21 protein-coding genes and 1 pseudogene are annotated in these 26,367 nt (G+C 40.3%); 20 read left to right on the forward strand and 2 right to left on the reverse strand.

The genetic code is table 11. The annotated features are described in order from the left end of the window. The 4 genes from AC1DVB_RS15670 to AC1DVB_RS15685 form a co-directional block, all read left to right on the forward strand. On the forward strand, positions 1-354 hold a 354-nt coding region (locus AC1DVB_RS15670), incomplete at its 5' end, for an acyl-CoA dehydrogenase family protein (protein WP_477589927.1). A gap of 70 nt (positions 355-424) precedes the next feature. After that, a complete protein-coding gene (locus AC1DVB_RS15675) occupies positions 425-1,609 on the forward strand; it encodes a thiolase family protein (protein WP_328118496.1) in 1,185 nt (394 codons plus the stop codon). Between the two features lie 86 nt (positions 1,610-1,695). Beyond that, positions 1,696-2,100, forward strand: coding sequence for a PaaI family thioesterase (locus tag AC1DVB_RS15680; protein ID WP_377332972.1), 405 nt, complete (start codon positions 1,696-1,698; stop codon positions 2,098-2,100). A 63-nt stretch (positions 2,101-2,163) separates the two neighbouring features. Next, entirely contained in the window at positions 2,164-3,768 is a 1,605-nt protein-coding gene (locus AC1DVB_RS15685; protein ID WP_328118495.1) for a long-chain-fatty-acid--CoA ligase, read from the forward strand. A 95-nt stretch (positions 3,769-3,863) separates the two neighbouring features. Here the strand turns inward: AC1DVB_RS15685 and AC1DVB_RS15690 are convergent, their stop codons facing one another. Further along, on the reverse strand, positions 3,864-4,628 hold the full coding sequence (locus AC1DVB_RS15690; protein ID WP_057277186.1) for a hypothetical protein: 765 nt from the start codon (positions 4,626-4,628) through the stop codon (positions 3,864-3,866). A gap of 422 nt (positions 4,629-5,050) precedes the next feature. On the opposite strand from AC1DVB_RS15690, the gene AC1DVB_RS15695 reads away from it, so the two are divergent. The 6 genes and pseudogenes from AC1DVB_RS15695 (at position 5,051) to AC1DVB_RS15720 (ending at position 11,404) form a co-directional block, all read left to right on the forward strand. Then, the gene (locus AC1DVB_RS15695; protein ID WP_323603719.1) at positions 5,051-6,073 is read left to right on the forward strand and encodes a LacI family DNA-binding transcriptional regulator; all 1,023 of its coding nucleotides are present in this window, start codon (positions 5,051-5,053) and stop codon (positions 6,071-6,073) included. Between the two features lie 96 nt (positions 6,074-6,169). After that, positions 6,170-6,841: pseudogene (gene deoC / locus AC1DVB_RS15700) on the forward strand (deoxyribose-phosphate aldolase). Positions 6,842-6,901: 60 nt separating this feature from the next. After that, entirely contained in the window at positions 6,902-8,248 is a 1,347-nt protein-coding gene (gene fucP / locus AC1DVB_RS15705; protein ID WP_477589931.1) for an L-fucose:H+ symporter permease, read from the forward strand. Between the two features lie 78 nt (positions 8,249-8,326). Then, positions 8,327-9,340: an aldose 1-epimerase family protein gene (locus AC1DVB_RS15710; RefSeq protein WP_328118491.1), complete on the forward strand. Its 1,014-nt coding sequence runs from the start codon at positions 8,327-8,329 to the stop codon at positions 9,338-9,340. Between the two features lie 13 nt (positions 9,341-9,353). Further along, complete coding sequence (rbsK, locus tag AC1DVB_RS15715) at positions 9,354-10,268, forward strand: ribokinase (protein ID WP_328118490.1); 915 nt, start codon at positions 9,354-9,356, stop codon at positions 10,266-10,268. A gap of 560 nt (positions 10,269-10,828) precedes the next feature. After that, positions 10,829-11,404 carry a hypothetical protein gene (locus AC1DVB_RS15720; protein WP_057277185.1) on the forward strand — a complete coding sequence of 192 codons (576 nt, stop codon included), beginning with the start codon at positions 10,829-10,831 and terminating at the stop codon, positions 11,402-11,404. A 152-nt stretch (positions 11,405-11,556) separates the two neighbouring features. On the opposite strand, the gene AC1DVB_RS15725 is transcribed toward AC1DVB_RS15720, so the two are convergent. Further along, entirely contained in the window at positions 11,557-11,973 is a 417-nt protein-coding gene (locus tag AC1DVB_RS15725) for a PaaI family thioesterase (protein ID WP_034312878.1), read from the reverse strand. A gap of 1,227 nt (positions 11,974-13,200) precedes the next feature. Between AC1DVB_RS15725 and AC1DVB_RS15730 the strand changes: the two genes are divergently transcribed. The 10 genes from AC1DVB_RS15730 to AC1DVB_RS15775 all read left to right on the forward strand — a co-directional run bounded on the left by AC1DVB_RS15730 (position 13,201) and on the right by AC1DVB_RS15775 (position 26,076). Continuing rightward, the gene (locus AC1DVB_RS15730; RefSeq protein ID WP_477589933.1) at positions 13,201-14,058 is read left to right on the forward strand and encodes a MurR/RpiR family transcriptional regulator; all 858 of its coding nucleotides are present in this window, start codon (positions 13,201-13,203) and stop codon (positions 14,056-14,058) included. A gap of 46 nt (positions 14,059-14,104) precedes the next feature. After that, positions 14,105-15,235: an amidohydrolase gene (locus AC1DVB_RS15735; RefSeq protein ID WP_057277182.1), complete on the forward strand. Its 1,131-nt coding sequence runs from the start codon at positions 14,105-14,107 to the stop codon at positions 15,233-15,235. A 36-nt stretch (positions 15,236-15,271) separates the two neighbouring features. Then, positions 15,272-16,756, forward strand: a complete 1,485-nt coding sequence (locus AC1DVB_RS15740; RefSeq protein ID WP_477589936.1) for an amino acid permease — start codon at positions 15,272-15,274, stop codon at positions 16,754-16,756. Between the two features lie 143 nt (positions 16,757-16,899). Then, positions 16,900-17,730, forward strand: a complete 831-nt coding sequence (locus AC1DVB_RS15745; protein WP_477589938.1) for a GNAT family N-acetyltransferase — start codon at positions 16,900-16,902, stop codon at positions 17,728-17,730. A 111-nt stretch (positions 17,731-17,841) separates the two neighbouring features. After that, positions 17,842-18,978, forward strand: coding sequence for an o-succinylbenzoate synthase (gene menC, locus AC1DVB_RS15750; protein ID WP_477589940.1), 1,137 nt, complete (start codon positions 17,842-17,844; stop codon positions 18,976-18,978). A 239-nt stretch (positions 18,979-19,217) separates the two neighbouring features. Then, complete coding sequence (locus AC1DVB_RS15755; protein WP_328118485.1) at positions 19,218-21,191, forward strand: transporter substrate-binding domain-containing protein; 1,974 nt, start codon at positions 19,218-19,220, stop codon at positions 21,189-21,191. Between the two features lie 31 nt (positions 21,192-21,222). Beyond that, complete coding sequence (locus AC1DVB_RS15760) at positions 21,223-22,566, forward strand: sigma-54-dependent transcriptional regulator (RefSeq protein WP_477589943.1); 1,344 nt, start codon at positions 21,223-21,225, stop codon at positions 22,564-22,566. Positions 22,567-22,929: 363 nt separating this feature from the next. Then, positions 22,930-23,874, forward strand: coding sequence for a formimidoylglutamase (hutG, locus tag AC1DVB_RS15765; protein WP_328119680.1), 945 nt, complete (start codon positions 22,930-22,932; stop codon positions 23,872-23,874). A gap of 5 nt (positions 23,875-23,879) precedes the next feature. Next, positions 23,880-25,073 (forward strand): sodium/glutamate symporter, encoded by a 1,194-nt coding sequence (gene gltS / locus AC1DVB_RS15770; protein ID WP_034312856.1) that lies wholly within the window; start codon positions 23,880-23,882, stop codon positions 25,071-25,073. A 388-nt stretch (positions 25,074-25,461) separates the two neighbouring features. Further along, positions 25,462-26,076 (forward strand): HutD/Ves family protein, encoded by a 615-nt coding sequence (locus tag AC1DVB_RS15775; RefSeq protein WP_477589945.1) that lies wholly within the window; start codon positions 25,462-25,464, stop codon positions 26,074-26,076. The last annotated feature ends 291 nt before the right edge of the window (positions 26,077-26,367 follow it).

Below are 26,367 nucleotides of genomic sequence, written 5' to 3' on the forward strand. Positions count from 1 at the left end.
GCCAAAGAGCGCATCCAATTCGGTAAACCGATCGCTGACAACCAAGCGATTCAATGGATGCTTGCTGATATGGCAACCGAAACGGAAGCCGCAAGAGCATTGACGATGATGGCGGCACAAAAGATTGATGAAGGAAAAAAAGTGATCAAGGAAGCTTCAATGGCCAAACTGTTCGCTTCTGACGTTTTTAATCGGGTGGCGGATAAAGCGGTACAAATTCATGGCGGGATGGGATATATGGCTGAATATCCAGTAGAACGTTTTTATCGGGATGCCCGAATAACGAAAATCTATGAAGGAACGAATGAAATCCAACGTTTAATCATTGCAAGAAATGTCTTGGAAGAGTGCTGAATGTTTACTGTTTTATTCGGGCAGGTAGTCTTTTGCCCAAGTATCCGGAATTTCAAGGGGGAGGAACGAAATGGGAGAAGATATCGTGATCGTGAGTGCTGTTCGAACACCAATTGGTAGGTACGGTGGAGCATTTAAAGAGATTAGTTCCGGTCATTTGGCTAGCATTGCCATTAAAGAAGCGATCAAGCGGGCAAATATTGCAGCGGAACAAGTGGATGAAGTCATTTTCGGGGAGGTTAGGCAAACGACCGAATCCTCGAATGTCGCGAGGGTGGCAGCATTGCGATCAGGGATTCCCGATTCTGCACCGGCTTTTACGGTAAACCGGTTATGTGCATCTGGAATGCAAGCCATCACCTCAGCAGCACAGCAGATAAGCTCAGGTCAAGCAAATATAGTCGTTGCCGGGGGTACGGAAAGCATGAGCCGGGCACCGCTTTATTTAAGAAGTGCCCGTTTCGGGGGAGACAGGACCCAACTAGTTGATTCTAATACTGAAGCTGGGCAGCAGCCTCAAGAAATTTATGGAAAAAGTTTAGGGATGGGAATCACCGCTGAAAATGTCGCACAGCGATACAACATTTCCAGGGAAGAACAAGATGCCTTTTCAGTGGAAAGTCAACGAAAAGCGGCGCAAGCTATGGAAGAAGGAAGATTCAAAGATGAAATCGTTCCTGTCCAGGTCTCTGACAGGAAGAGTACGGTTATCATTGAAACGGATGAATATCCACGCCCTGACACCACAATGGAAAAGCTTGCAAGCTTAAAACCGGCATTCAGGGAAAACGGAACCGTCACTGCCGGTAATGCTTGTGGTCGTAATGACGGGGCGACCGCATTGGTATTAATGAAAGCCAGTGAAGCGGAACGGTTGCAAGTACAGCCGATCGCAAAGATCGTCGATTGGGCGACTGCCGGAGTTTCTCCTGAAGTGATGGGAATTGGTCCAGTACCAGCCGTTGGAAAACTTATGGAGCGCACCGGGAAAAAAGTTGAAGAAATTGGGCTTTTCGAATTAAATGAAGCGTTCGCTTCACAAGCATTGGCAGTAATCAGGGATTTATCGCTAGATGAAAACAAGGTGAATGTAAACGGAGGCGCCATTGCACTTGGGCACCCAGTCGGATCGACGGGCGCAAGGATCGTGACAACGCTAATACATGAACTGATTCGCAGGAAAGAAAAATATGGAGTTGCTACACTTTGTGTAGGCGGCGGCCAGGGAATGGCGATCATGATTGAAACGATATAGTCTAACGATAAAGGAGCGGAAACCCCATACGTTTCTGCTCCTTTCCGTATATAATTTGAATCGCGCAAAAGTGAGGGGGAGGAAGATTGCCTGTTGAAGTGGAGGATATTCGGAATCAATTCGAAAGTAGTGCATTCTTTTCGCATATTGGGTTTGAAATCATTCGGTTTGAAGAAGGAAATGTAACGATAAAGCTAAACATTGAAGAACATTTACTTAATGTCAATGGAACACTGCACGGGGGCATTCATGCCACCATGCTGGATACCATCCTAGGAATGGTGACTCGTTCCGTTACCAAATCTAAAGTCGTGACGACAAGTTTAACAGTACATTATTTAGCTAGCATATCAAGCGGGGAACTCTTTGCGGAAGCAAAAATCCTGCAAAAAGGATACAAAATTGCCTTTACTGAAGGAGAAATAAAAGATGCTGAAGGCAACATCATTGCTAAGGGGACAGGGATTTTTAAAATCATTCGCGATAAATGAGGCAAGGATGATCAAATTGGCTGACAGGTGACTATGCTCCATTTTAATAGTAAAAAATGAGGTGTGAAAAAATTGACTAGAACTTGGCATCGATTTTATCCGAAAGATACCCCAGCAGAAATTGACATTCCAGTATTGTCCTTATATGGACTCCTTGAACGTTCAGCCCGACTTTACCCAACCTGCAAGGCCGTAATAGATGGGGATCGGGAAATGACATATATGGAATTAAAGGATGCCGCAGATCGTTTTGCTGTGAATTTAGACAACCGTGGATTTCAAAAAGACGATCGTATAGCAATCATGCTGCCAAATTGTCTAGAATATATCATTGCCTATTATGCCACCCATCGTTTGGGAGGTATGGTCGTTCAAGTGAACCCACTGTATAAGTCGAGTGAATTGGACTATATATTACGGGATTCCGGAGCCAATTGGTTCATTGGGCGGGAGGTACAACGGGAAATATTAGCGCTAACAAGTTTTTCTGAAAAGTTAACGTTCATATCTGCCGAGCAATTAATGGAAACTGGAACGGATTTATCAAGGAAAGATAAGGAACTTCCTGTTCTTGACATCGACCCAAAGGAAGCTGTGGCTGTTCTTCAATATACAGGGGGAACTACAGGGAAATCAAAAGGGGTCATGCTCACGCATTTTAATTTGATCTCGAATGTATTTCAAGATTTTGCTTTCACGGCTCATGCCCTTCAACTCCAAAGTCCTGGCGAACGGATGCTTGGATTGACCCCATTATTCCATGTCTTTGGTAATGGACGATTGAATAGTGCCATATATGCCGGATCAATTTATATCACATTAGAGAAATTTGAAATAGATAAGGTGGTAGATTTGATTCGAACACATCGGCCAACCATTTTTCCTGGTGTCCCGACCATGTATATTGCTTTATTGAATCACCCGGATTTGACGGCGGACGATTTATGCTGCTTTAAGTACTGCAGCTGTGGTTCTGCGCCGCTCCCGATAGAAATCATTCAACAGTTCGAAAAAAAATTACGGATTACAATATTAGAAGGATTCGGGATGTCGGAAACTTCCCCCACTACACACCGTAATCCAGTCATAGGACAGCAAAAACAAGGAAGTATCGGAATTCCATATCCAAATACCGATGCTAAAATCGTCGATTTGAAAACAGGCGTTGATGAATTGCAAGCAGGAGAAAGAGGCGAACTGATCATTAAAGGTCCGCAAGTAATGAAGGGATATTGGGAAAATCCAGAGGAAACCGCAACAGCTTTGCGGGATGGATGGCTTTACACTGGGGATATCGCGACGATGGATGAAGAGGGATATTTCTATATCGTAGGCAGGAAGAAAGATATGATCATTGCAAGCGGTTATAATGTATATCCAATCGAAGTAGAAGATATTATTTATCAGCATCCAGCCGTGAAAGAGACATGTGTATATGGAGTACCGGATTCATACCGTGGGGAAACGGTAAAAGCGGCCATAGTTTTAAAGAAAGGCAAGTCAGTTACGGAGCAGGAAATCAGGGAGTTTTGCGTGCAGCGACTTGCCAGATATAAAGTGCCGCGAAGTTTTGAGTTCAGGGAGCAATTGCCAAAATCAGCTGTCGGGAAAATATTGCGCAGAATATTAATGGAGGAAGCACAGAGCCCTACTGCCGGGGGGAGATAAGCATATCAGTTATCGTAAGGGAGCTCAGATGAAACCCTAAATAAGGGAAACCTTTATTCGAGTTTCCCCTTATTTAGGGTTTATAGACGATAAATCTACTTTCCTTTTAGGGGAATTTCAAATGAAGTCCCATCCACCAATAATTCATGAGACTCACCATCCTCTATATCATCGGTAGTGAATGAAAAGGAATCGAGCCGATCTAATTTTGCCTCTGGATCAACCAATAAACCAATTGTGCCTTTTCTCAATTCTCCTGGTTGGTAATCTGATCGACTTACTTTTTTTGTCCCCATAAAAGTATCCCCGGAATGGATGAAATTTTTAGAAGGCACATCATATGTAAGATCATCATTGAAAGTAACATTTTCCATGCTGAAGAACTGAAGTTCCTTCGAATCTTTATTTTCAACAGAATAAGTTATCTCTAGATAAGAAACCTCTTCATCGATATCCGTTTTAGACAACGCCGCCCGTTGATCGATTTCCTCCATGGATAAATTCTCTTTATAATATATCGAATAGGCCTCTTCAAAACTCAATCCCGTATAGGACTTGAGTTCCTCTTTTGCTTCATCTGTGAGTGAAGATAATTGAATCCTGTGGATATCCTTGACTGTGATGACCATCGGTGCCAATTCAAAAGCCTCATTAATAGACTTCGTTTCTAGTAATCTGAAGGTTCCCCAATTTTTTTGGCGAACCCTATCCCCGACTTTTTCAAGATGGATCCCGCCATATTCATCAACCTCAGGAATTTTGGATTCCTTGGCTTCCGCATTTTCCCCTTTTTCAGTTTTATCGCTCTTGAAATAATTTAAGGCAATCACACTTAAACAAATAAGCAATAATCCAACCATTGCTGAAATGATCCAACTTTTACGAATACTTCATCACTCCTTGTCTTAAACCATTGATGTCAAAGAATAATATACCATTTTTTTTTGCAAAAGAAGGAAAGGGGAGTGCCCAAAGGTCCATCTTGTACGGATTAACTTAGCCCATTATAACAATAAAAAAAGAATGAAAGTTAAGGGGCTAAGCGGAAAAAGGAAGTAACCTAGAAAAGGTAAAAAAGACGTGAAAGTAAATCATCCAAGTGACTAAAATTCCATGTAACCGCATACAAAAAAACTTGCTATTACACAAACAACCTGGTAATCTAATTTCAAGAATAATCTAAACGTTTACATTTTAAATGTAATTAATTTTTTGATTTTTACTTGTTTTATACACATTTTTTTAAAAAAATCTAAACGTTTACATTTTGAGGTGTTAAAAGATGGAGTCAAAGCCAAATATTCAGGATGTTGCAAACCTTGCAAACGTTTCTATTGCAACTGTATCCCGGGTCATTAATAACCAAGGAGGCGTTCGGAAAGTAACGGAAGAGCGTATTCTAAAGGCCATTGAGGAACTGGGCTATATTCGCAGTGCTGCAGCAAGGACAATGAAGCGAAAAGAAACGAATACAATCGGGGTCATTGTACCTGATATTATGAACCCGTTCTTTCCGCTTGTTATGGCAGGGATTGAACAAAAAGCTCGTGAAAAAGAATACTTTACTATTTTAAGCAGTACAAATGAATCCCCAAAAATCGAGGAAGAGATTGTGAGAAATTTTATTGAGCGAGGTGTGGATGGTGTGATTATCACTACGGCCAATGAAGATGGTGAGCACCTAAAACTGCTTGAAGAACAGGAAATTCCTGTAGTAGCAGTTGATCGAAGCATCAAAAAATTTGAAGTGGATACTGTTCTTGTTGATAACAAGAAGGGGGCCTATCAGGCTGTCCAGCAATTGATTCTTCAGGGGCATGAAAAGATAGCGATTATATGCGGTCCACAGAACACGACCCCTGGGCTAGAACGGTTCTTGGGTTATAAACATGCCCTAGATGACTACAACATTGAATTGGATGAACGATATGTCATTAATGGAGATTTCGGAGAGCAAAGTGGCTATCAGTGTACTGAAAAGCTGTTTGAGCTTGATGATAGGCCAACTGCTATTTTTTCTTCCAACAATATGATGACTATCGGCTGTATGAAAGCGCTGGCCGATTTAAACTGGAGGCTTGGCCGCGAGGTGTCATTTATAGGTTTTGATGATGTGGATATAGCGACATTTTTGAGCCCGAAACTTAGTGTAGTTGCAAGGCCAATGAATGCTATAGGAGAGATTGCCTTTATGCTTTTGCATGAGCGGATTTGTTTCAAAGGAGAGCTTCCGAAGCGGGAGTATCTATTGTCTCCAGAGCTTAAAATCAGGGATTCTTGCCGGTCAGTGGATCATACATTCTGATTATATGAAAAGGGGACTAGGAGTTTAACCCATCTGGTCGCCCGATACCTTTTTATATATTGAAAGCGTTTTATTTTAACTAGAGAAAGAGGAGAGATTAAAATGAGTACTGCAAAAATGATTGACCATACCTTTTTAAAGGCTGAGGCAACAAAAGAACAGATAGTGAATCTTTGTGAAGAAGCTAGAGAATATGGCTTTGCTTCCGTTTGTGTAAACCCAGTCTAGGTGAAAACGGCAGCAGAGAAGCTAAAAGGAAGCGATGTGAAGGTATGTACAGTCATTGGTTTTCCTCTAGGAGCGTCAACGACTGCAGTAAAAGTGATTGAATCAGAGAATGCTATTCAAAATGGCGCCGAAGAAGTGGATATGGTCATAGCGATTGGTTTATTGAAATCAGGCGAATATGAGGAGGTTGAAGCTGACATTTGTGCAGTGGTTGATTCTGTTAAAACAAGGGCACTTGTCAAAGTGATCATCGAAACATCACTGCTTACTGAAGAAGAGAAGGTTCTTGCTTGCGAAATTTCACTTCGTGCAGGCGCCGATTTTGTGAAAACATCTACTGGATTCTCAACAGGGGGAGCAACGGTAGAGGATGTTACATTAATGCATAAGATTGTTAAGGATAAGGCTGGTGTAAAGGCATCCGGGGGAATTCGTGATTTAAAAGATTTGAAGTCGATGGCTGAGGCTGGCGCTACTCGTGTCGGTGCAAGCTCGGGCGTGAGGATTATGAAAGGTGAAGCAGTATTGGATGGATACTGATTCTGATTAAGAATTGCATAAGCGCTTTAAAAAACTATAGACACAAGGGGATGTTAGATAATGAAAAAACAAAACATAATTCAGCTGCCAGATGGTTATTTGAATCGTACACCTTTTTTTCAGTTTATCCTGTTGTCTTTGCTTTTTCCTTTATGGGCGGTAGCTGCCAGTTTGAACGATATTTTGATTGCACAGTTCAAACATGTGTTTGAGTTAAGTGATTTTGCGAGTGCTTTAGTACAGAGTGCTTTTTATGGAGGATATTTTCTGATAGCTATACCTGCTTCATTGGTAATAAAGAAAACTAATTATAAGTTTGCCATAATTACAGGCTTGCTTTTCTATATTGTGGGATGCTCATTGTTTTACCCAGCTTCGCATATGGCTACCTATACAATGTTTTTATTTGCTATTTTTTCCATCGCAATTGGCTTAGGTTTTCTTGAGACAGCTGCAAATACATATAGTTCCATGATTGGCCCGCGCAAGTATGCGATTCTTCGATTGAATATTAGCCAAACATTTTATCCAATTGGTGCGATTTCAGGAATTTTACTTGGGAAATACCTTGTTTTCCAGAAAGGAGCAAGTCTTGAGGCGCAATTGGCGACTATGTCTCCTGTGGAGGCACAGGCTTTTGGATTGAAAATGCTTGAAAATACCCTAGAACCCTACAGATATATGATTTTTGTCCTTATCGGTATACTTGTACTGTTTATTTTCACTAAGTTCCCGTCCTGTAAGCCGGAGGTGAATAGCAGCAAAGTTACAGGGAAAACACCTGGAATCATAGAAACACTGAAATACTTAGGTGGAAACAAACGCTTCCGGAACGGAATTGCTGCACAATTTTTATACGTCGGTATGCAAGTAACGGTTTGGTCATTTACCATTCGGCTTGCGCTCGATTTAATTCCTGACATCAACGAGCGTACAGCTTCAACCTTTATGGTATATAGCTTTAGTGCTTTCTTTGTAGGTAAGTTCATAGCCAATTTCTTGATGACCCGCTTTTCTCCATCTAAGGTATTGGTTAGCTACTCCATCATTGGTTCAGCTCTTCTTGCGTATGTGGCTTTTGTTCCAAACATGACGGCAGTGTACGCTRCAGTTGCTGTCAGCATGCTGTTTGGACCATGCTGGGCGACGATTTATGCTGAAACACTTGAAGTTATAAAAGAGAAGAAATATACAGAAACGGCAGGAGCAATCCTTGTCATGGCTATTGTAGGCGGAGCGGTCATCCCTGCAGTTCAAGGGTTTGTATCTGATTTCTTCGGTTCCATGCAATTAGCATTTCTTGTATCGATGGCATGCTTTATCTACGTCGGTTACTATTTCTTCGGTGAAATGAAAAAGCAAAGTGCATCGGTCCAGCCTTCAGAAAAGCCAGTGGAATCAGTCTAATTTAGAAAATTGTCATCTGACCAGGACAGTTAAACTTTGCTGTCCTTTTTGGATATAACTAGGGAAGGGATGGAAAGCATGATGGGAACAATTGAACTGCAACGGGACTATTTTAAGGAGAACAAAACAGTCTTTTTTACCAACAATGAATTCGGTGTAAGCTTATTCCGCTATCCATCAGGTATTGAAGCGATTGAGCTAACAAATTCACGAGGAAGAATGGTTGTCCTCCCATATATGGGTCAGATGATTTGGGATTTGGAATTTGACGGTGTAGATCTTAAAATGAAGAGCATGTTCTCTCAACCTAAAAAGGTTGAGAGGATCGTAGATACATATGGATGTTTTGCCTTTCATTCTGGATTAATCAGCAATGGCTGTCCGGGATCGAATGATGACCATGAAATGCATGGAGAAATGCCATGTGCCGGGATGGATAGATCTTGGATTGAAGTAACGGATATTGGTATAAAAGTAATTGGTCAGACAGAGTATGTCAAAGGGTTCGGTCACCATTATCTTGCCACTCCGAGTGTTGAAATGTTCAAAGAAAAAGGTTTTATTAAAATGAGCATGAATGTAAAAAATTTATCGGGTGCAGAAATGCCACTTCAGTATATGTGCCACACCAACTATTCATATTTAGAAAATGCCGTTATGAAGCAGAACATTCCAGACGGTGTTTTCAAGCTTAGAGAATCGATTCCAGGCCATGTAAAGCCGACAGAAAAATGGTTGGTTTATAATAAGAAGCTGCTAAATGGCGAAGAATCGCTCACAGTATTAAACAATCCGGAAATGTATGATCCAGAGATTGTATTTTTTGGAGATGAGCTGAATTTATATCAGGAAGAAGTTGAGTTTGAAATGGCTTCTCCCGATGGAGTTACTTTCTTTACAAGTTTTTCAACAGCAGAATTGAATTATGCCACAAGGTGGGTATTACATAATGCAAATCAGCAAGTTGCATCATTCGTGCTGCCTGCAACATGCCGTCCAGAAGGCTTCAACGCTGCAGAAAAAGCTGGAACATTGATTAAGCTCGGAGTAGGAGAAGAGAGGTCTTTCACGATTATAACCGGGAAGAAATAAGGGGGAAAAGGAAATGGATATAGCAGTAATTGGATCTAACATGGTTGATTTGATCTCATACATTGATAAGATGCCGAAAGAAGGAGAAACACTTGAGGCGCCTGACTTTAAGATTGGATGTGGGGGGAAAGGAGCAAATCAGGCAGTGGCAGCTGCCAAAATGGGCTCAAAAGTTATGTTGGTAACAAAGGTTGGCGATGATCTCTTTGCCGATAACACCATTCAAAACCTCGAAAGCCACGGAATAGATACTGAGTTTACCAATAAAGTCAGCGGCATATCAAGCGGTGTTGCACCGATTTTTGTCGATCAAGAATCAAAAAATCGCATCCTGATTATTAAGGGAGCAAACCAACACCTGAAGCCGGCAGACGTGGAGCGAGCAACTGATAAACTTAAGACAGCCTCGTTAATTGTCCTTCAGCTGGAAATCCCGCTTCCAACCGTTTACCGTGCAATTGAATTTGGTTATGAACATGGCATTCCGGTCATTTTGAATCCTGCACCGGCATCAAAAGAACTTGATTTTGATTATGTGTGCAAAAGTGACTTTTTTATTCCGAATGAGAGCGAATTGGAGATTTTAACAGGAATGCCTGTGGCCTCTGAGGCCCAAATTAGAGAAGCAGCGTCCGGGTTAATTAAAAAAGGAGTAAAAAATGTCATTGTGACAATGGGAAGCAAGGGCGTCATGTGGGTAACAAATGAAAAAACTCAAACTGTCGATTCACCTAAAGTAACTGCGAATGATACTACTGGAGCTGGAGATGCATTTATAGGATGCTTTGCACATTTCTTTGTAAAAAATGGCGAAGTACTTCATGCTATAAAAAAGGCTACAGCATATGCTGCTTTAAGTGTCACTAAACGTGGTACACAGTCTTCTTATCCAACTTCTGAAGAATTAGAAGAGTTTTTGAATAAGTGAGATAAATTAATGTATGTGATCAAAAATGCGCTTTTGTAAGCCGAACATAACCCTTGTGTGAACTCACAGCTTTAGGATTGAAGTATAAAGAGGATGGTTTAGTTTTAAGTTGATCTTCATACGCACTTTTAAAAAAATTAGTAAAGTATAGCTGGACAGATGGCAAACTATTTGTCATCTGTCTTTTCATATCTTTTGTTAAAGGAAAACGGACTTTACTATAATTCAGCTGCTGTTTCTTAAGGTACAAGAAGGTGAATCAACGGATGGGAAGAGTTGGACACATTGGGATACTAGGGCATTCTTGTTGAATGTTAATTTCTCAGTAATTGTACAAGCCATTTTTCATAAATATCATATCTTGTTACGAAGAGAGATTCGTAAGAAACTGGTTAGATCCTTTATTATGAATGATAAATGTGTAATATTGGTTTGTTTTCAGAAAATGTTCAAAACACAATCTTTTACTTATTATCGTATCTTCTAAGTATTTATTGTAACAGCTCACTGGAAACCCATCTCTCTAGTAACAAATTTTAAAAAAAGGAGACGTTTAGGGAATGTTGTGGCCAATTAACAATGGTAAGGAAAGGTTACATCAGCCAAATAAAAGTGCAATGCTGTCCATGCAAGAGATAAAAGCCATTGAGTCCTGGATATCTCAAATAGGGATATTCCAAATATATATAACCGCTGGACAATTAGTATCTACCGCCAGAAAAACGCTCAAGTTCAAGTATAAAATAATCGGGCATGGTTTTAACCGGGTTGTCTATGATTTAAATAATGGCTATATTTTAAAAATTGCATTGTCACAAGTAGGACTAATAAGCAATGCAAATGAAGCCTATATATACAATAACTGTAATGAGGAAGTCAAAAAGTATTTATGTCCAGTTAAGGAGTATGGGACGGGCTGGATAATCATGAAGAAGGTGGACACGAAAGTGCCGTTTGCAATCAAGGAATATACAAAACTGATCAAGTTGGAATTAAAATTCCTGAGGCACGGTATTATCCCAATAGATTTGCGTTTAGATAATGTCGGATATAACGAGAATGATGAAATGGTCGTCATTGATTACGGTCTATTCACCATGGATCTCAAAAGCCCCGTGCTGCGATGGCTTATTTGATGAGGTGTCTATCCAAAGAAAATATAAAATTGATTTACCATGAGGTGATTAGGCGAAGCGGTGAATCTTGTGCTCTCTTGATTTTATCGAATAGTCTAAATGAAAGAAGCATGTTACGAGGGTTTTTTTGTGCAACATGCTTTTTTTATGGTTTAAAGGATCATAACTGATGACACAACGCTAGCCACTTTTTTATCATTTTGAAATAAATCTGCAAGTACATAAGCTGTTTTTTTTCCGATTCGGTCTACTTTTGCTTCAACTTGTACGTCTCCTAATCTTACTGGTCGATGAAAGGTAGTATGTAAATCAATGGATGCGAAGGATTGTCCGATGCTTAATTTAGATGATATCGCATAAGCCATCATAATATCTGCTGCAGAAGTGACAAATCCACCCATTGCTACACCAATTCCGTTAATAAACTTTTCATCTACTTTCCATACACCTCTCGCAATTCCATCCTGGGCATAATTTGCTTCAATCTGTAACGTTAGATCACAATTCGGAGGTTGTTTCCCCTCTGTAATAACTTGTAATAGCTCGTTTCCTTTAGATGGTTCCCCCATTAAAATGCCCCCCTTGAATAAGTTGAAACTACAGAATATTCTAACATATATCTTAGTGTCAATGAAGTTATTGATTTTACAAATAAAGTAATTAGAGACCCGAACCAAGAAGTGTAATTTGGTGGAGGACTTGATTTCCACGCCAGGCACTCRCTTTCCGCGGGCAGTCTGGGGAGCCTAACTCGGCTTCCGCCTGCGGGGTTCTCCTCTAGACATGTTTGTTCCGGAGGAGTCTCGCACACCCGCTCCAATCAACTTGTATAAAAAATTCAGATGAAACCCTTTTGTCTAAAAAAGTGGTTCGGGAATGGTCACACCCCCAACCAATAAATGTAATTGGGTGGTGGATTTGATTTCCACTCCAGGTACTCGCTTTCCGCGGGCGGTCAGGGGAGCCTCCTCGGCTTCCGTTCCAATCAACTTGTATAAAAATTCAGATGAGACCCTTTTGTCTAAAAAAGTGGTTCGGAAATGGTCACACCCCCAACCAATAAATGTAATAGGTGGTGGATTTGATTTCCGCTTCAGGCACTCGCTTTCCGCGGGTGGGCGGGAGCCTCCTCGGCGCGCCTGCCGGGTCTCCCATGCCACGCTTTTCGAGCAGGAGTCTCGAACACCCGCTCCAATCAACTTTGTGTTTTAAAAGAAAAAACTGTAGGGTGCTCTATTCGGAACCAAGTTTTAGACTAGTTTATACTTTAAGTTTTTCAGAGTAATCCTCATTGGATTGAATAAATTTGCGACACTCCTGCCGAAATACTGTCTAGCCTAGACCCCACAGGCGCTTGCTTTGATGCGGCTTGGCAGACAGTTGGCGGAAAGGGGGCGGATTTCAGAAATCACCGGGAACGTCCATTAAGAAAAAACTCCAGGCTAGTCTCATCCCGAATTATTTTTAACTAGATAATCCTTCAAGTTTTTTTACTATAATTCTTAATGGATGGAAGAAAGTTGCGGCACTCCTGCCAAAATACTGTTTAGCCTAGACTCCACAGGCGCTTGCGTCAAGGAGGCTCGGCTGACAGTCGGCGTAAAAGGAGCGGATTTCAGAAATCAACTGGAATATTATTTTATAAAAAACTGTAGGGAAGTTCGAAGTTAATAGTTGTCGAAAAAATCAAAAACTTCTTCTTTTTCTAATTAAATTGTGATAGTGTATAAAACAAAGAAGTATTTCCTTCGTCATAATTTTTAAAAGAAGTATTTAATTCATCAGAAAGGAGTGATATGGTGGAACATCTTCCATTTAAATTATTAGTAAAAGAAAAATTTGACCATCTATCGGCAGGTCAAAAAAAAGTTGCCGCTTATCTGATTGAAAATTTGGATGAAGCCGCCTTTAAAACGGCATTTCAAATTGGTCGGGAAGCGGAGGTTAGTGAAACAACGGTCATTCGGTTTTCCTATTCCTTGGGATTTGAAGGGTTTAGTAAAATGCAGTCGAGGATTCAAAAACAGCTGCTGCACCAAAATCAAATAGACTTATCGAATACTGATTCCATTCTCCACATTGATGACAAGCAAGATCCCTTTACAAAAGTGATAGAAAACGAAGTTCATATTTTAAGACATCTATTAGATCATACGAACGTTCAGGATATATGGAAAGCAGTCGATGTTCTGATCYAGGCTGACCAAATATTGATTGCAGGACATCGGGTTTCCCATGCTGCCGCCTATTGGTTCTCCTATACGCTAAGTTCATTAAGGGAAAATGTAAGTTTATGTTCACCTACAGGAGACTTCTATGAAAAGTTTTGTAATCTCACAAATAAGTCTGCATTAGTTGTTTTTTCCTTTCCCAGATATGCGAACGAAACATTAAAAGTTGCTGAGTGTGCCAAAGAACAAGGAGTTTGTTTAATTTCAGTTACAGACCGCCTTCTGTCACCTGTTGGCCGCATCTCTGATATTTCTCTGACAACTGAAGAAAACGCAGAAACCGGAACCAATTCAATCGCTTCCGTTATTAGCTTGTTGGACTTGGTCATTGCAGGCATCCATCAAAAAGACGCAAAACGGATATATACCCATCAGCAAAAATTAGAAAGGCTATATTCAAGTTATGAGGTGTTTAATGAATGAGTTTTTAATAAAGTTTAAATTCATGTAAAGGAGGAGAGGCATCATTATGGACCCGATTCAATATATTGATCAGCATCAAGAAACATTGTTGAAGTCCTACCATGACTTGCATTCTTTGGCTGAGCCAAGCTGGCAGGAAGAAAGAACGTCTTGCTATATTTTAAAATGTCTTAGGGAAGCGGGCATCACCGTAAAAATATTTCAGAGCCATTATGGAATCATTGCCGAGATTCCAGGCATTTCAAAAAAGGTTGTGGCATTAAGGGCTGATATGGATGCACTTGTTCAGGAAGTAGATGGAGTTGTTAAGGCCAATCATTCATGTGGACATGACGCACATAGCACAATGGTTTTATATACAGCATTGGCCCTAGCCTCCAGCGGAATCCGGCCTAAACACACTCTCCGATTTATATTTCAGCCTGCAGAAGAAAAAGGGGAAGGCGCTCTTCAAATGATCAATGATGGCGCGTTGGAGAATGTTACATATTTATTCGGGGTACATGTAAGACCAAGTACGGAGGTTCCTTATATGAAGGCTTCCCCCGTCATTGTCCATGGCTCAGCCGAAACAATAAGGGGTACAATCAAAGGCCTTCAGGCTCATGCATCCCGTCCGAAAGATGGAATAAATGTAATCGAAGCAGCAGCTTTGCTTGTCCAAAAATTACAGCAGATTAATCTGGAAACCGAAATTCCTTATTCCATCAAAATGACTCAATTTGAAACAAACAATAAAGCATCAAACGTTATCCCGGAAACAGCTGTCTTTGCTATTGATGCCAGAGCACAGTCAAATGATGTAATGAATGAACTAAATCGCTTAACAAAGGAAGCTTTTGAACAGACAATGGAACAAACTGAAACATCGATCTCCTGGTCTGCGGAAGAATTTGTCCCAGCTGCGACCTTGAATGAAAAGGCGATAAAGCTGGCTGAGGCCGCAATTGCAGATATCCTTGGGATGGAAAATGTCGTTTCAGTCTGTGTTTCTCAAGGAGGAGAGGATTTTCATTTTTATACAGCCGAAAATCCTGAAATAACTGCAACCATGATAGGGTTAGGCTGCGATCTAACGCCTGGTCTGCACCATCCGGATATGAAGTTTAATTTACAAGCACTTATTTATGGAACGAAAATTTTAATTAACACAGTCATGATGGCGGCAGAAGAGTAAAATTTTTCACATAAAAAATTAACGAAGGGGTGTTTTATGGAAAATACCGCACAAACATCACAAACCGGGGGCCATACAGCTGCTGATGAAAAACAACTGGAGCGAAAACTCAAACCAAGGCATCTTTCGATGATTGCAATCGGCGGCACCATTGGAACGGGGCTATTTTTAGCAAGCGGTTCCATTATTCATACTGCGGGTCCTGGAGGAGCTGTGGCTGCCTATATTATTGCCGGGATCATGGTTTACTTTCTGATGACAAGCTTAGCCGAAATGGCTGCCCTTATTCCTATTACAGGCTCTTTTAGTACCTATACATCAAGGTTTGTCGATCCTGCATTGGGATTTGCGATCGGATGGAACTATTGGTATAACAATGCAATCGTAGTCGCACTGGAATTAGCAGCTTCCTCCCTGATAATGAAGTATTGGCTTCCTTCTGTTCCGGGCATCATTTGGAGCGCAATATTTCTTGCAATCATATTTGGACTGAATATTTTATCGGTAAAAGGATATGGTGAATCAGAATTCTGGTTTGCCATTATAAAGGTTTTGACGATTATCATTTTTATTGCAGTAGGTTTATTAATGATTGTAGGAATCATGGGAGGGGATGCCGTAGGTTTTGAAAATATCACCAAAGGGGAGGCACCGTTTAAAGGAGGCTTTTTATCTATTATAAGTGTCTTTATGGTGGTAGGATTTGCCTTTCAAGGTACCGAGTTAGTAGGAATTGCGGCTGGCGAGAGTGAAAACCCGAGAAAAAATATACCAAAGGCCATTAAGCAAATCTTCTGGAGACTGCTCTTGTTTTATGTATTGGCGATAATTGTGATTGGATTTTTAATAAGCTATAATGATCCGCGTTTGTTAAGCTCGGATATTGAAGATATTGCGGTAAGTCCCTTCACTCTAGTTTTTCAAAACGCTGGGCTTGCCATCGCTGCCTCCGTTATGAATGTGGTCATTCTTACTTCCGTTCTTTCTGCAGGCAATTCGGCCATGTACGGAGCTTCTCGCGTGCTTTGGGTGCTGGCGAAAGAAGGCAAAGCCCCTTCGTTTCTAAAAAAAGTGAATTCAGGCGGCATTCCAGTGAACGCCGTGTACTTTTCTACCATCGTTGGGATGGCAGCTTTCCTGACCTCTCTTTTCGGTGAAGGCACGATTTATACTTGGTTATTGAATGCTGCAGGATTATCCGGTTTTTTATCCTGGTTAGGAATTTCGATTACACATTATCGTTTCCGGAAGGCATATATTGCACAAGGTAGAGATTTGAAAGATTTGCCTTATGTATCAAAATGGTATCCATTCGGTCCGATATTAGCCACACTTTTATGTGTTACGGCAATCCTGGGACAAAATTACTCTGCATTTTTCGGTCYTGATATTGATTGGTATGGAATTTTAATTTCCTATATCGGGCTTCCTTTATTTTTCCTGGCTTTTCTAGGTTATAAAATCGTAAAGAGAACAAAAATGACTCCATTGCAAGAGGCTGATTTCAGTAAATCGGAATAACAAATAAGAGAGTATTTCGTAAACATAAAGTATTTAAAAGATAGCTCCAGCGCCTTGCAAGATAAGCCGTCAGCAGTGGAACTTACTTGTCCATCTTATGTTGGGCCGATCAAGGTGCTTGTGCTTTTCATAGGAGGTTGACCATGACGAAATCACAGGAAATTGTAATTCGTTCTCTTCATCGAATTGAAGAGCTAGAGGACGTAAGGAAGCTAGAGTCCAGCATTTGGGGAGAAACCGACTCAATCCCCGCACACCAAACCTTAACAGCCGTGAAAAATGGCGGTTTGGTTATAGGAGCTTATTGGGAAGGAAAGCTGATTGGATTTCAATACAGTTTTCCGGGATTCAATGGGCAATCAGCCTATCTTTGTTCACATATACTAGGAATTGATGAGCAATTTCGCAACAAAGGTATAGGCGAGAAGTTARAGTTAGCACAACGTGAGGAAGCGCTAAAGCTCGGCTATTCCCTTATTACCTGGACATACGATCCTTTGGAAAGTGTTAATGGGTATTTAAATATAGCCAAGCTCGGCGGGGTATGCTCCACATATATCGCAAACTGCTATGGTGAAATGGAAGATCTTTTAAACAGCGGAATTCCTTCTGACCGCTTTCTTGTCGAATGGCATATTGATAAAAAAGAGACAACGGATTCTAGCGGAGGGGGAATGCCGCTGGACTTTGTGATGGAAAACTCGCTTATTCAATGGGATGCCATTGAAAAGGGATTGCCAGTTCCATCGTTCACTCGCCCGCTGCCTGAACAAGAATGTGAAACAGCTTTTGTTGCCCTTCCAAAGGACTTCCGAACAATAAGAGTCACAAATATTCAAGCGGCCAATGAGTGGCGGATGAAAACCAGGGACATATTTACCGGATTATTTCAGCAAGGATGGCAGGTAACAGGTTTTATGAAGAATTCCATGACGGAAATTCCCGTTCAGTTTTATATGCTATCAAGGAAATGAACTAGAAGGGTATATATAATGTTTAGTAATTTCAGGCTGTGTAAGCCTATTAATAAAAAATTTGTAAGACTGTGTCCATTAACAGTTTTATCACAGAAGGAGAATTTCTAAGTGAAAATTAAACAAGTTATTCTAAGGCATCTTAAGCTAGACTTGCTTGAACCTTTTACAACTAGCTTTGGGACGGAATACGATAGGGATTTTATCCTTGTCGAAGCCATAAGCGATGATGGCATTTCCGGTTGGGCTGAATCGGTTGCGATGCTCGACCCCCTGTATAATGAAGAGACCTTAAAAACAAACTGGCATATACTAGAAGACTATCTAATTCCAATAATCCTAAAAAATGAAATCAAGCATCCTGATGAAATTTCCGAAAAATATTTCACCCATATTCGCGGAAATTATATGGCAAAAGCAGCTTTAGAGGGTGCCGTTTGGGATTTGTATGCTAAAAAGCAAGGTGCTTCTCTTTCAAATGTCTTAGGTGGAACAAAAAAGAAAATTGAAGTGGGGGTAAGCATTGGAATAAAGGATTCGATCGATTCGACCCTGGATATAATTGAAGCTCGTCTCGGTGAAGGCTATAAACGTTTTAAACTAAAAATCAAACCGGGCTGGGATGTTGAATTAATAGACAAGGTACGAAAAGTATATCCTGAAATCCCGCTCATGGCCGATGCAAATTCAGCTTATACCTTAAAAGATATAGACCGGTTATCCGCCTTGGATGATTTTAATTTAATGATGATTGAGCAGCCGCTTGCTTATAATGATATCATTGACCATGCAGATTTACAGTCAAGGTTAAAAACACCTATTTGCCTGGATGAAAGCATACACTCATTAGAGGATGCCAGGAAAGCTATTAAATTGGGCAGCTGTAAAATTATTAATATCAAGATTGGCCGTGTCGGAGGTTTGACTGAATCTAAGAAAATCCATGATTTATGCTTAGAACATGGCATTCCGCTATGGTGTGGAGGTATGCTGGAATCAGGCATTGGAAGAGCTCATAATATTGCAATCACTTCACTGCCGAACTTCACTCTTCCCGGTGATACCGCAGCTTCCTCCCTCTATTGGGCAGAAGATATCACTGACCCCGAAGTTACAGTGGAAAACGGAATGATCAGTGTTCCAGAATTGCCTGGAATCGGCTATGAACCAAGCATGGAAAAAATCAAAAAGTATACTATACACAGTCAAACCTATCATTTAAGTGAGAATGTTGCTAGAAAAGCCTAGGCTGCTACAACATTGCATAAAGGCATGATTCCCGAAAAAGGGAGCATGCCTTTTTTATATATAATCCATTTTCCATTCAAAATATATTGTAATTCGACTATCTGCCATGTATGGTGTTATGAAATGCAGATTAGCTTTTCTTATATCCTTTAAAAAGTTATCATAATAGAGTCTTTGTACATTGTATATATACACATTTATGATACAAAACTGCATGTATAGAAAAAAGGGGTGAGACGATGCGAAATTTACATACTATCTGTGCCGTAATAACCGTCTACCTTTTCTTTTTTTGCTGCTTCTTTCCTTCAGCAGCCCATTCGGAAGCCCAAAAAGTGATACGGGTTGCAGGGGATAATAACTTTCCACCTTTTGAATACTTGAGCGATTCGGGTGTTTATACCGGTTTTAATGTGGATATAATGAACGCCATTTCTATCGAGACTGGCATTAGGTTCGAATACTATCCCATGCCATGGAACGAGGCAGTACAAGCTATGCGCTCTGGAAAAGTGGATGCGATTCAAGGCATGAAGTACAATCAAGAACGTGAAGAGTTTTATGATTTTTCAGCTCCGTATTTCACAAGTTCACAAGGAATTTTTGTGTTGAAAGATAATATGTATATCCGAAAAATCGAAGATCTTAAAGGCCGGAAAGTAGCTGTACAAAAAGGAGATGTTGCAAGCGGTCTATTAAGTAAAGTCGATCGTTTGCAATTGGTGGAAACTAATAATCAACAAGAAGCCGTTCAGTCGCTTATCGACGGTAAAGTGGATGCTTTCATTGGAAATCGGATTACGGGTCAATATTTTCTACAGAAAAATGAGCAGCAATCACTCATTAAGATTGTCGGTGAGCCACTTGACACCACAAATTATGCTGTAGCCGTTATGCCGAAAAACAAAGAGTTGCTGACACTATTCAATCAGGCCATTTCTCAAATCAAGAAAGATGGAACGTATGAAAAGATAGAGAAAAAGTGGTTCGGCGAATATATCCTGCCAAATACTCAACGGCTCCGTAAAACGCTGTTGTATTTGGAAATTGGTCTTATTCTTACCTTCATTGTGATTTCTCTCATCTTATGGTGGAATCTCAGCCTTAAACGAGAAGTGGCTAAGCGAACCGAGCAAATTGAGCACGTGAATAAAGACTTGGAAGAGAAGATGTTGCTTCTTGAGGAAAACATCAACTTTCAGCAGCAAGTATTAAACAGTGCCTACAGTTCGCTTATTACACTGAATCAGCAAGGTCTTGTATCGATGATTAATGTTAGGGCCATGGAATATTTGGGTGTGGACGGTAATGTTGTTGGAAAACGTTTTCAGGATCTGCCAACTGCCCGTTTCATCCCGGAAAAGGAGATTAAGGCTGCATTAGAGAAAAAGAGAGTTTTCTTGCAAAAGGAAACGGTATGGTCTCATTATGCGGGCAAAAAAAGGCATATAACTTACAGCATGTATCCAATTCAGACTATTGGGGGAGAAAGTGTAGGTGCGGTGTTGAATTTTTTCGATAGTACGGAACAAAAACAACTGGAGAGAAAAGTGGCTCAGGATGACCGATTGCGTTCATTGGGTCAACTCGTGGCGGGTATCGCTCATGAAATAAGAAATCCGTTAACATCCATCCTTACCTATACGCAATTGCTGCCGAAAAAATTTGCAAGCGCAGATTTCCGAACGTTCTTTTCCGAACAGGTCACTAGTGAAATTACCCGACTTAATACATTGATTAACGATTTGCTCGATTATGCCCGCCCTAAAAAATCAGAGCCTGTCACATTTTCGCTGAATGAGGCCATGGAAGGGATTGAGCTATTGCTAAAGCCGAAAATCAAAGAAAAAAACCTGAGCATTGTTCGAGAGTTCGCTGGAGACATTCAGGCAACTGCAGATACACAGCAGATCAAACAAGTACTGGTGAACGTCATTCTCAATGCCATACAGGCGTCCAATACAGGGGGAACACTTATTTTTCGGGCATACTATCGGGATGTGTTCACTGTCGTTGAAATCGAGGATGAAGGAATTGGGATTTCGGAAGAAGACATTGATAAGATCTTTGAACCGTTTTACACCAGGAAACCCAACGGGGTCGGGCTAGGGCTTTCTATTACGTATCAGCTTGTCAAAGAAAACGATGGCATTATCGAGACAAGAAGTGAAGTAGGAAAGGGAACAGTAGTGACCATTTGTTTACAGCATTAATACAGAAAGKGTGAAAAGGATGCACGATATCATGATTATTGATGATGAGCCAACCATATGTCAGTCACTTACGTTTGCATTGGAAGACCAGTATCACGTTTATTCGTTTACAGACCCACGTGAAGCGCTTCCGCTTTTCGAAAGGGCAGAAATCGCCATCGTTTTGCTGGATTTAAAAATCGGGGGATATAATGGGATGGAAGTGTTAGAAGAAATCAAACGCCTCTCCCCCTCGACTGTTGTCATTATGATGACGGCCTACGGAACCATTCCTTCTTCCGTGGAAGCAATGCGTAAGGGGGCGTTTTCATATGCGACAAAGCCGCTTCATATTGATGAATTGGAAGTGCTGATGCAAAAAGCAGAAGAAGTGTACACCCTTCAGTCCAAAGTGAAATGGCTGAGTGAAGAATTGGATAAGGTGGCAGGTGTGAACGGCCTCATCGGTGAAAGCTTGGCCATGCGCAAAATATTCTCCCTCATCGAAAAAGTGAAGGATATCGATTCCAACATTCTCATAGAAGGGGAAAGTGGAACCGGTAAAGAAGTCGTCGCCAGAACCATCCATAATCAAAGCAAGCGCAGAAACAAAAAGTTTCAGGCTATTAATTGTGCCGCCATTCCGACTCACCTGTTGGAATCAGAATTATTTGGATATGAAAAAGGCGCATTTACAGGGGCGACACAGCGAAAATATGGACTTTTTGTTTTGGCGGAAGGAGGTACAATCTTTCTTGACGAAATCGGTGAGATGGATTTGGCACTGCAGGGGAAAATTTTGCGCGTTCTACAAGAGAGAAAGGTAATGCCCGTTGGCGGGATAGAAGAAGTCAGCATCGATGTCCGAATCATTGCAGCGACAAACAGAGACTTGGTTAAAGAAGTAAAAGAGAATCGATTTCGTGAAGATTTATATTACAGATTAAATGTGATTCCGATTCACCTTCCGGCTTTACGTGAACGAAAAGAGGATATTCCTTTGCTGTTGGAATTTTTCATTGCAAAAATCGGTGATCGAATGGGAAAACCTGTAGAAGGAATTTCCCATGAAGCGCTGCAGCTTTTACAGCAATATGACTTTCCAGGAAATATTCGTGAACTGCAGAACGTGATTGAAAGAGCAATAGCGCTTACGAATGATTCTTACATACAGAAAGCCGATTTACCTTCCGACATCCAAAAAAGCTCGCGCCCATTTTTCGGCAATACCCTAATCCCCGTATATGTCGGCGAACCGCTTGAAGAAATCGAAAAAAGAGTGATTCTTCATAACCTTGCCGCATTTAACGGTCATCAAAGGAAGACAGCGCAAACAATTGGCATCGGGGAGAGGACATTGCGGGACAAGTTGAAGAAATATCGGGAAGAAAAGTAGGCGGAAATTGCCGAGCGGCAATTTTCGCCTACTTTTTATTTTGAATATATCTGAATTTTCCACTGTTTTTATGGAAATGGACATGGCATGAAACTTGCTTAATAAAGTTGTAGTAAAACCATTAAGCAGAATGGAGGGAACATAGATATACAACATAATGGTCTACAGAGCTGGACTGGAAGTTACAGTGCGGCGAAAGCGGGGATGTGCAAAATGCATCAGGCAGGATAAGTCAATGGCCTATCCAAATTTAACGAAAACAAAAGGTCAAGCCATTGAACCAGAGCTTTTATAACAGTACATCCCGAAATTTATTGGCGATTGCAAATATGAAGTATTTTTATTTATGGGGAGGAAAAATAAATGTATGCGTTACCAAATATGGATTTATGGAAAGGCAGAACAGATAGTCTAATAGATAAAGATGAATTTAGAATTCATCAAATAGTTAAAGATAATCAAACAACATCATCAAATAATACATGTGGAATAATAGGGTTCTCTTGTGAAGAAGGCGTACGCAGGAATAAAGGAAGACTTGGAAGCAAAGAAGCTCCCAATGAAATACGTAAATCCTTATCATCTCTATCTTGGCACGGCCAATCAGCAGATAGCCTAGTTGATTTCGGAAATATCATTTGTGAAAATCAACAGTTAGAAGCAGCTCAAGCTGAATTGGGAAGCCACGTAGAGAAAATATTATCTAAAAATATGTTTCCTGTTATTTTGGGGGGCGGACATGAAACCTTTTATGGTCATTATCTAGGAATTAGGTCGAGTGTTGGACCCAATGCCAAAATAGGCATTCTTAACATTGATGCTCATTTTGATTTACGCTCTTATGAAGAAATAACTTCTTCTGGAACGATGTTTAAACAAATATTAGATAATGATCATCAAGCTAGTTATTTGCCAATTGGCATTCAACGTTATGGAAATACTAAAAAATTATTTGACACTGCAACTACACTTGATTGCTCTTGGATATTGGAAGAAGAATTAGTAGATGAAAATTCTGAAGAAAACGAAAATAAAATTCTGAATTTTATAAATCAACATGATTATATTATATTGACACTTTGTATGGATGTTATAAACGCTTCTGAAGCACCGGGTGTTAGTGCCCCTTCCTCATTTGGTCTTTCTGGAAAAATGGTTAGACAATTAATTCGTAAGATTACTTCACATACGAAAACTATTTCATTTGATATCTGTGAAGTGAATCCATCATTAGATTGTGATAAACGGACTGTAAAACTAGCTGCAAACCTAATAAATGAAGTATTCATGTGTGTGGAGAGGAGATAAGCAATATGAACATCGAGATTAATCAAACGATCACTATTTTTTTAGCGATACTGCTTTTAGCACTAGGCGGGATTATCGTTAAGAATGTCAAATTATTTAGACACTTTTGTATCCCTGCACCCGTTGTGGGGGGATTACTTTTTGCAATCGTCGCTACAAGTCTTAAAACCTTTTTAAACATAACCATTTCATTGGATACGACACTCCAGGGATTATTCATGTTAACATTTTTTACGTCCGTTGGATTGGGTGCCAGTTTCCAATTAGTGAAAGTCGGCGGTAAATTATTATTAATATATTGGTTGTTATGCGGGTTTCTGGCATTTGCTCAAAATTTAATCGGAATTTCTTTAGCACCCGTTTTTGGGATTGATCCATTGATTGGCATGATGGCAGGAGCAATTTCCATGGAAGGCGGCATAGGTGCAGCTACAGCATTTGGCGGTACGATTGAATCGCTGGGCATTCAATCTGCCCAAGCAATTGGAATAGCAGCAGCTACATTAGGATTAGTGTTTGGTGGATTAGTTGGAGGTCCCACTGTAAAGTATTTAATTAATAAACACAAATTAACACCAAGTAAAGAGGATATTGAAATTCAAGAAAAGAAAGAAATGGAAGACAAAATAGAATTAAATGTAGCTTCATTTATGAAACAAGTGTTAATACTGACATTTTGTATGGCTTTAGGTTCATATCTAGGAGAGTTATTTTCGGCAAAGACAGGTTATGTTTTACCGAACTATGTTGGAGCAATGATAGTGGCTGTAATAGTTCGGAATATTTTAGATAAAATAAACGGAAAAATTATCGAAATGCCTAGTATTAATTTTATTGGAGATATCACTTTAGGTATTTTCTTATCTATGGCATTAATGAGTATAAAATTATGGGAAGTTGCTGACCTTGCTTTACCAATTATTTTAATTGTGGTGATACAAGTAATTTTCATTATCCTTTTAAGTATATTCATCATGTTTCGCTTTCTTGGCAAAAACTACGATGCGGCAGTTATGGTTGGAGGATTCATCGGACATGGTATAGGGGCTACACCGAATGCTATGGCAAATATGTCAACAATCACTGCGAAATATGGACCTTCAAGTAAAGCATATTTAATCGTTCCGATAGTCGGTGCATTTCTTATTGATGTATTTGCCATGCCAATCATCATTATAAGTATTAATCTATTTAAATGATAATTTGTTATTAATTAAGGCATCAAAAAAGTGGTTTTACTGCAAAGCCCGACTTGGTCAAAAAATGGATTAAAATATAGTGTCACCGAATGTTTTTGGGAATGCCAAAAACACTCGGTATTGATTTTTTTATTCCGAAATTGCCCATATAGTAGGTAATTCACGATGGTTTTTCTGTATGCATTATTAATGCACCGGAACCCTATCAATTTCGCATCATCTACATGTATGTATCGTATCGTTTCACAGCCTGATTTAGTAAGAATGCTGCTGCGATGATCAGAGGTCAGTAAAATTAAGCTCTGTTATTAATCTCTGTTATTGATATCCACCCTGGCCTAAATTGAATTGTACTGAAAAAATGTAATAATTAAAGGGGAGAAAATCATTGTCATTTTCACTAAAAATAATAAAGAAAAGTGAACAAATAACCAGTCTTTGGTCAGGTGGTAAAACAACTCAACTAGCCATTTATCCTGAAGAAGCTGATTACTCGAAGCGTGATTTCAAATGGCGGATAAGCACAGCAGAAGTCGAGGTGGACGAATCCTTATTTACTCACCTTCCAGGCATTCAGAGAATCATCATGATCCTTGATGGTGAAATGTCGCTGCAACATCAAGGAAAGCCCAGTGTGCATTTAAGCCCATTTGAACAGGATCGGTTTGATGGAGGCTGGACAACCCGCAGTTTTGGGAAGGTCACTGACTTTAATTTGATGTTAGCGGAAGGATGTGAAGGTGACATCAGCACGATTCATATGAATGATGGAACCCATGCGGAAGTGCTGGATAATCGGGATTCTCCGAAAAGAACCGACGCCTTCTATTGTTTTAAAGGAAGGAGTAGAATGAATATCGCTGAAAAAGAGACAATTGTTTTAGAGCAAGGTGACTTAATAACCTTAAACAGAGATCATGCCTGCAACAATTTAAATATAAAGTTATCAAATCACGATGACGACTCTACTGCAACAATTATTAAGGTAAGTATTTTTTATTGATAGAGAAATTCTGGGGCCCCAAAGCATCCTTCTCCTATATAAATCCGAGTTCATTGCGCCGCAATTTACTTAATGATATTTTTATTAATTAACAGAAATGTCCTTTGTCGGCTAAGTTTGTATCAAAAAGGGTTCCGTCTGAAGCTTTAAAAATAGTTGATTGGAGCGGGTGTGAGAGACTCCTGCGGGAATAGCGAGTCCAAGGGAGACCCCACAGGCGCAAGTGCGCCGAGGGCGGACCGCCCGTGGAAAGCGAGTGCCCTACGTTCCAATCAACGTCCAAATTTGTAC

It is taken from the genome of Peribacillus sp. P4_D6 (assembly GCF_056401795.1).

What these genes read in the sequence shown, in the direction of transcription:
- rbsK (WP_328118490.1), top strand. Translation starts at nt 9,354, where the DNA reads ATGGATATAGCAGTAATTGGATCTAACATGGTTGATTTGATCTCATAC.
- hutG (WP_328119680.1), top strand. Translation starts at nt 22,930, where the DNA reads ATGTATGCGTTACCAAATATGGATTTATGGAAAGGCAGAACAGATAGT.
- AC1DVB_RS15755 (WP_328118485.1), top strand. Translation starts at nt 19,218, where the DNA reads ATGCGAAATTTACATACTATCTGTGCCGTAATAACCGTCTACCTTTTC.
- AC1DVB_RS15710 (WP_328118491.1), top strand. Translation starts at nt 8,327, where the DNA reads ATGATGGGAACAATTGAACTGCAACGGGACTATTTTAAGGAGAACAAA.
- AC1DVB_RS15690 (WP_057277186.1), bottom strand. Translation starts at nt 4,628, where the DNA reads ATGGTTGGATTATTGCTTATTTGTTTAAGTGTGATTGCCTTAAATTAT.
- AC1DVB_RS15675 (WP_328118496.1), top strand. Translation starts at nt 425, where the DNA reads ATGGGAGAAGATATCGTGATCGTGAGTGCTGTTCGAACACCAATTGGT.
- AC1DVB_RS15735 (WP_057277182.1), top strand. Translation starts at nt 14,105, where the DNA reads ATGGACCCGATTCAATATATTGATCAGCATCAAGAAACATTGTTGAAG.
- gltS (WP_034312856.1), top strand. Translation starts at nt 23,880, where the DNA reads ATGAACATCGAGATTAATCAAACGATCACTATTTTTTTAGCGATACTG.
- AC1DVB_RS15720 (WP_057277185.1), top strand. Translation starts at nt 10,829, where the DNA reads ATGTTGTGGCCAATTAACAATGGTAAGGAAAGGTTACATCAGCCAAAT.
- AC1DVB_RS15760 (WP_477589943.1), top strand. Translation starts at nt 21,223, where the DNA reads ATGATTATTGATGATGAGCCAACCATATGTCAGTCACTTACGTTTGCA.
- AC1DVB_RS15725 (WP_034312878.1), bottom strand. Translation starts at nt 11,973, where the DNA reads ATGGGGGAACCATCTAAAGGAAACGAGCTATTACAAGTTATTACAGAG.
- AC1DVB_RS15695 (WP_323603719.1), top strand. Translation starts at nt 5,051, where the DNA reads ATGGAGTCAAAGCCAAATATTCAGGATGTTGCAAACCTTGCAAACGTT.